Source organism: Tenacibaculum piscium (genome assembly GCF_021390715.1).
Taxonomy (GTDB): domain Bacteria; phylum Bacteroidota; class Bacteroidia; order Flavobacteriales; family Flavobacteriaceae; genus Polaribacter; species Polaribacter piscius.
Window position 1 is genome coordinate 827 of the sequence record NZ_JAJGWT010000016.1, and the last position, 7,129, is coordinate 7,955.

At 26.0% G+C, this 7,129-nt stretch carries 4 protein-coding genes; all 4 read left to right on the forward strand.

The window, feature by feature from the left end:
- Positions 1-438 precede the first annotated feature (438 nt).
- The 4 genes from L0U77_RS11335 to L0U77_RS11350 all read left to right on the forward strand — a co-directional run bounded on the left by L0U77_RS11335 (position 439) and on the right by L0U77_RS11350 (position 5,822).
- Positions 439-1,509, forward strand: coding sequence for a hypothetical protein (locus tag L0U77_RS11335; RefSeq protein ID WP_232118768.1), 1,071 nt, complete (start codon positions 439-441; stop codon positions 1,507-1,509).
- A 27-nt stretch (positions 1,510-1,536) separates the two neighbouring features.
- Positions 1,537-2,589: a hypothetical protein gene (locus L0U77_RS11340; RefSeq protein ID WP_232118769.1), complete on the forward strand. Its 1,053-nt coding sequence runs from the start codon at positions 1,537-1,539 to the stop codon at positions 2,587-2,589.
- Positions 2,590-2,738: 149 nt separating this feature from the next.
- Positions 2,739-4,898: a KAP family P-loop NTPase fold protein gene (locus L0U77_RS11345; RefSeq protein WP_233898055.1), complete on the forward strand. Its 2,160-nt coding sequence runs from the start codon at positions 2,739-2,741 to the stop codon at positions 4,896-4,898.
- A gap of 156 nt (positions 4,899-5,054) precedes the next feature.
- Complete coding sequence (locus tag L0U77_RS11350) at positions 5,055-5,822, forward strand: YwqG family protein (protein WP_233898058.1); 768 nt, start codon at positions 5,055-5,057, stop codon at positions 5,820-5,822.
- Positions 5,823-7,129: the final 1,307 nt, after the last annotated feature.

Genomic DNA, 7,129 nt, shown 5'->3' on the forward strand with positions numbered 1-7,129 from the left:
AAACAATTTAAGAAAAGAAGAAAAAATTGAGAATATTTATAGTTTTCAAAAAAGAGTTTTGAAATGTTTTTAACTCGTTTGTAAAACATGAATCAAAAAAAATTTAAGAAAAAGAAGAAAAAATTGAGAATATTTCTAGTTTTTAAAAAAGAGTTTTGAAATGTTTTTTAACTCGTTTATAGAACTTCAAATTTTATAGGTTTTTTGAATAGTAATTTAATAATCAAAGTTAGGAATAAACAAAAAGCTACTATTTACAACAACGTATATAATTAATTGCTGGTTCTCGCCTACATACGAAAATCCCTTGGGGGATTTTCTATTCCGATTTTTTTTACTAAATTTAGTCCAGAATAACGCAACAAATCATATACAAATCCGTTGGCAGCAATTAAGAGCAACCAATGAGAAAGAAGAATAAACCAATAATTATTCAAAATGAATATAGAAAAATTTAAAAAGATATATTTTAGTTTTTTTAAAAAGTTTAAAAAACAACCTATTCTTAATAATCAATTAGATGTCAAAAAAACAAATTATGACCAATTTGTAAATACTATTGATTTCATAAAATTAGACAAAATAAACGTTTATGATAGCAATTGGATTAACATTGATAGACCAATGTTTTATAAAGCAAATCTAGAAAAGTGTTTTAATTACATTAGACCAGATATGTATTTCAACTATTTGCTTTTTTTGATAATTAAATATGATTTTCAGGATAAGAATAAAGCAATTCCTGAAAATGACATATTATTAAAAATTTTTAAAGAAATTTCATCAAAAATATTAAAGGACAAATGTAATATTTCATTGTCAGAAACATCAAAACTATCATTTCCTTGGGAAATTCATCATATAAATTTTTCTAAAGAGATGAAAGACCTTAAAGATTCTGCACTTGATTATATTAATTACAGTAGTGAAATAAAGAAAGGAATTGGAATTGAGGATAGTGAAAATCCATATTTTTCTGATAAAAGTATATTGTTTTTTAAGGATGTAATAACAATGGGATTGAAATTATCTTATACACGCATTGTGAACGAATTAAACAATAAATCATTTATTGGTACAGAGATTGTTTCGAATGAATTAAAATTTTACATTACGCCAATTGGATTTAAAAACCTTTCAAGGATTAGTCAGTTAAATCGAAGTGATAAAAATGAAATACTCTTCAAATATTTAAATCAAAACAAGGACGGTAGTCAAGATTTCAAATTAATAAATCAATTACCATTAATTATTCAATACAAAAATGTATTATATTATAGTTATAAAATTAATGGAGATTTCTTGAACAATTTTATGAATAAAAGAATAAATAAAAGTCCATCTGGAAGTTTATGGGTTGAGAGTCAAGTAAACTTAAAAGAACTTAATAAACCTAGACTTGAGAAACTAATTAATGAACTTAATGATAAATTAAGTATAAATACAATTTCAAAGGAGAGATATGAATCATTAATTACAGTATTTGAATCTATTATTAAAAATCACTAATTGATTGATTAAGCAAACAACGACTTAATGACAGAAAAAAACAATACAATTAAAGCAATCACAGAAATGGATATTGACTTGTTAGACATCGTTTTAGATAATAACAAAGCATATATGGAAGTTTCTAAAGATTTATTTATAAAAACACTTAGTAAGGAATTTGACAGATTGAAAAAACAAGGCATTAATAAATTTGAGAAAGTCTCAAAAGGTACTTGTAATAAATGCTATAAAGGTTGTATTGGTTATACTTTTTTAACAAAAAATAATGATTATTTAGACTTACTTTTTAAAGAAGAAAATAATGAAATTACAGACTTATTTAGATGTAGTGATTTTAAAAACGATGAAAATATAATTAAGAAAAATTGTATTTATTTTAGGTTCAAAAAAGACGAAAGCAAAAATTACAATCCTTCATCTCACATTGCTTCACTTCAACAACAAGTAGAATTTGCAGTTAAAGAATTTGAGAAATTTGAGAACAAAATAACCGATATTGAAGAGTTTATTTTATGGTTTAATGACAATAAAAAAATATACAATTCTGTAAAAAACTTTGATTGGGATTATAATTTTGTTTGGCCTTTCTTATCTATTTACGTAACTATTGAAAACTTCAATAAATTAGTTAAGAATCTTGACCCTGCTGGACAAGCACTTTCTGAATTTGATGATTCTTCAGAAAAATCAATGATAGATTGGTTAATGAAATATGAAAAAAGTAATCTACGTTTTTTAAGTGGTTATGAAAAAACAGAAACTTGGGAAAAGACAAATTTAATTCTTTTTAAAAACGGAGAAACATTTTTTGAAACTGGTGGAGAAATAAAGTTGTTTAATAATGTTTTAGTAGATATTAAAGAATGTAAAGAATCAATCGAGTTTTCAGACTTATTCAGTAAACATTATTGGGAATTTGAGAAAAAGTATGCACCAACGAAAGAACTATTTGAACTGTATGGAGATTTTGAAATTGAACTATCTGAATATTTATCTGCTCGTGGTTTGTATTCTGACATTTTGAAAAAATATAATATAAAAACGAAAGAAAAAATAACTACTGCCAACAATGTATAAAAATAATAGCGGTTTAATCGCTAAAACGAAATAAAGTAAATATAAAAAAGATCTGTATTTAATCGAAAGGTTAGTGGATAAAAACCCGCTACTATTCTTATACTAGATCGTTGTGGGCAATTTAACAAACCATCGTATAAAATAAGAATATGCATACAGATTTACCATTAAAGGAAAGTAAATATGACAAATTAGGAAGACACTTATTTGCGACTGAAATTGCTTCTGGACTAGTAAACTCGTTTCGAGAAAACAATGAAAGTATTGTCCTTGGAATTAATGGAACTTGGGGTTCAGGAAAATCTACTATAATAAATTTTATAATAAATGAGGTTGAGCGTTTAACTAAAGAAAATAATGATGAAATAATAACGATTAGGTTCAATCCTTGGATGTTTTCAGGACAGAAAGAATTACAGAATATTTTTCTTAAAGAATTATTTGTAAAACTAGAAAGCAATAAAGAAAAACTTAAAGATGCTTCAAAAAAAATAGCAGACTTTTTAGAACATTTAAACTGGTTAAAGTACATTCATTCAGGAACAGGAGAAGCAGTTGCAGATGCTCAAAAATTCTTACAAGGATTAAGTAAAGAAAAAAACCTTTCAGATTTAAAAACCGATATCGATGATTTACTTATTAAATCTAAAGTTAAGTTATACATAACTATTGATGATATTGACCGTTTAACACCATCTGAAATTACTGATATTTTTCAATTGGTAAAACTGAATGGTAATTTTGCTAATACTGTTTTTATTTTAGCCTATGACCAAGATGTAGTAACAACTGCATTAAATCATCAATTTGGAGAAAATGGTAAAAAATACATTGAGAAAATTGTTCAAATAGATTACACTTTACCTTCTGTATCAAAAGAAGATATTACTCGAATTTTTATAGATAGCATAAACACTTTATTTCCTGCTGGAGAAATATCAGAAATTATAAAAAACCAAAGTGAAGAAATAAAAACGGAACCTTTTATAAAATACTTCACATCATTAAGAGACATCTATAGATACAACAACAGTATTAAGTTAAGATTGTCATCAATTTTCAACGACCTAAACCTTTTAGATTTTTTATCAATAGAGGCTTTAAGAATTTTTAATCAAAAAGCATATCAGTTTGTAATCGACAATAAAGAGAGTTTAATATATCAAAAATCGGAAACTAATTATAATTTTAGAATGGGTTCAAATGACGAAAACTCAACTAAAGATATTATCGAAAAAACTGAATTTGATTTTAACACTAAAAACATATTAAATAGACTTTTTCTTATAGATAGTTCGTTTGTATTTAATTCGCAATCACCAGAAGACCTTATTCGTGATAAAAGAATTGCAAACAAAAATTATTTTGACAGATATTTCAATTTACAACTTGCCAATTTCGATATACAGGAAGAAATTTTTGATAAATTTATTAATTCAACCGAAATCCAATCTAACATTGAAATTTTGAAAAAAATTAATGATAAAAATCAATTATTTCAATTCCTAAATTGGGTTGAAATTAAAAATAATAATTCCAAAAAAGAGCAACAAAAAAACATTCTGTTATCTACTTTAAGTTTTACTAATCATTTACCATACAAAAAACAAGGATTTTTTGGGTACGATTCTGACATTATGAGTGTTTTAAGGTTTTGCTCGAAAATTTTGTATGAAATACCAGATTTAGAAGAAAAGCGTAAAATCATATTAGAACATTTGGTTAAAACTCAGGAAGAAATAAGATTTTCTACTTTTTATGTTGCTGACACTATAATGCACTCAAAAGAACAATTAGATAAAGAAAAACTATATCCAGATTACTTATGGTATTATCTATTTAAAAGAGAAAAAGACGATGACGACTTATTCATTAAAGATATAATTGAAAAGCGAAATATTTCAGCAAAACAACTTTTCACAAAATTGCTAGATGATAAAGAATTTTTAGGAGAAGATGAAATAGATTTAATACTTGGAGTTGTTAAAGGTAGTTTTTCGGAATATTATGACGAAAATTTCCCGAAACTAATCGTGAATGATAATGAACTTATTAAATACCTGTGGTTGTCTATAAAAAGAAATTGGATGACATCAAATAGTGATACTGGTTATCAATTGGCTGAATATCAATTTTTTTCAGGTCTAGATAAAGAAATAATAAAAGAACGAATTGATAAATTCGACCTAGACTTATTTGATGAAGATGAAAACAAAGTTATAGCATTATTTAATAAGGCATATAAAGATGGTTTTGAAGAAAAAAAATATTACAATATTCAGACATTAGAGGAAATGGGAAAATATTAAAAAACTGCCCACAACACCGTATATAATTTATTGCTAGTTCTAGCCTACTTACGAAAATCCTCGCGGATTTTCTAGTCAGTTTTTATTTACTAAATTAGGTGCTTAAACACGCAACAAACCATATACAAACACGTTGTGTACAATAAAAAAACGATAATGATTCCTGAATTTTTAAAGAAATTTGAGCCAGATTTAAAGAAATACGAACGGGAATTTGTTCGAATAAAAGCAAAACCTCGAAAAGAAAAACTTCTTGAAGATAACTTGAATTTAAAAGAAAGTAAATTTCTTGGAAAACCATTCTTTCCATTAGATAAAGAATACCCAAAAGATGAAAATGGAAAACCTATGATAATGGTTGCCCAACTAAATTTTGAACATATTCCTGAATTGGATTCATTCCCGAAAAATGGAATTCTTCAACTATTTTTATCAGTAACAGATTGGTATCAGGAAGATTTTGCTATAATTTATCATACAGTTGAGGAATTAAGCAAAGAATCATTAAATGACTTTTCTTTCATAACAGAAAAAGATTATGAAGAAATGCCTGTATTTAAACTTCATCAACTCTCATTTGAAAAAGGAATTGATAAAGGAGGTTCGGAAGATTCACAATTTGACTATCTATTTAATGGAATTGATTATTGGGATTTTACGGAAAAATTGACCGAACAACAAGAGGAATTATTCGGAAAATACTTTGACGCTGCAGGTCATAAAATTGGTGGATATGCTGAATTCACTCAATCTGACCCAAGAGACTATAATGCTGACCAAAGAGATGACATTCAAGTTTTACAAATAGATGTAGATGACCAAATAATGTTTGGAGATAGCGGACTAGGACACATTTTTATCAGCAAGGAAAATCTAATTAAAAAGGATTTCACTAAAGCATATTTTTATTGGGATTGCTGTTAAAAATTACTGTACACAACACCGTATATAATTTATTGCTAGTACTCGCCTACCTACGAAAATCCTTAGGGGATTTTCTATTCCGCTTTTATTTACTAAATTAGTTACTCAAAACACGCAACAAATAATATACAAAAACGTTAGTTTTCATTGCTCAGAAAAAATGAGAATATTAAAGAAAAAATAGAATTATTGAGAATGTTTTTGAATAATTAAAAATCAATAAATCGTAAATTTTTAAACTCATAAAAAACGCTGTTTTGCATAAATCTAAAAAAAGAATATTTAGAGTTTTAAAGAAAAAGTTTAGAAAAAAACTAACAAATTGAAAATCTTTAAACTCGTGAAAAATTGCTGGTTTGAGTAAATCCAAAAAAGAATATTTAGAATTTTAAAGAAAAAGTTTAATGAAATATAACAAATTTTGAATTTTAAACTCGTGAAAAAATCTGTTTTACGTGAATCTAAAAAAGAATGTTTAGAATTTTAAAGAAAAAATAAAACATAAACAAATCTTGAATTTTAAATTCTTGAAAAACTTAGAAACGCAAAAAAACGTGCTTATAAAAATGTTTCGCAACGAAAAACTAACAACGTATATAATTAATTGCTGGTTTTCGCCTACATACGAAAATCCCTTGGGGGATTTTCTATTCCGATTTTTTTTACTAAATTTAGTCCAGAATAACGCAACAAATCATATACAAATCCGTTAGCTTTCATTAACAAAAAATACGCAAAATTGGAAAAATAAAGCGGTTTAAAAAAGTAGAATCCTGATAAATATTACGCAATTAGAAATGGAATTTTAACGTAGTATATTTTGAAAAATATTACGCAAGAATCTGTCTGTAATTATGAAATAGAAACGGTGGAATTTTATCCTGTTTATGCAATCAGAAATGAAAAACTGTGGGATTCTGACAAATATTACGCAAGAATCTGTCTGTAATTCTGAAATGAAAATAGTGGACTTTTAGCCTGTTTATGCAATCAGAAATGAAAATTTAGACAAGTTAAACGCCGAATAAAAATGCTGAAAAATATGTGATTTTATAACAGTATTTTAATTGTAAAAAAAATAACGAAAAGCTAACAACGTATATAAAAAATGCTTAATTTGGTCATAACACAAAAGTTAGTGCCGTTTTGCTACATCTGATTTTCCTGCGGAAAATCCTCGCACACAAAACAGCACTTTTCATATACAAACCGTTACAAGTAATTGGCAAAAATTACGCAATTAGAACCTGATTTATAAGTAAATACAGAAATTTAAAAATATCGCTAGAAAAATATTACGAATAAAA

Coding starts and splice junctions, on each gene's coding strand:
- L0U77_RS11345 (WP_233898055.1), top strand. CDS start 2,739: ATGCATACAGATTTACCATTAAAGGAAAGTAAATATGACAAATTAGGA.
- L0U77_RS11335 (WP_232118768.1), top strand. CDS start 439: ATGAATATAGAAAAATTTAAAAAGATATATTTTAGTTTTTTTAAAAAG.
- L0U77_RS11340 (WP_232118769.1), top strand. CDS start 1,537: ATGACAGAAAAAAACAATACAATTAAAGCAATCACAGAAATGGATATT.
- L0U77_RS11350 (WP_233898058.1), top strand. CDS start 5,055: ATGATTCCTGAATTTTTAAAGAAATTTGAGCCAGATTTAAAGAAATAC.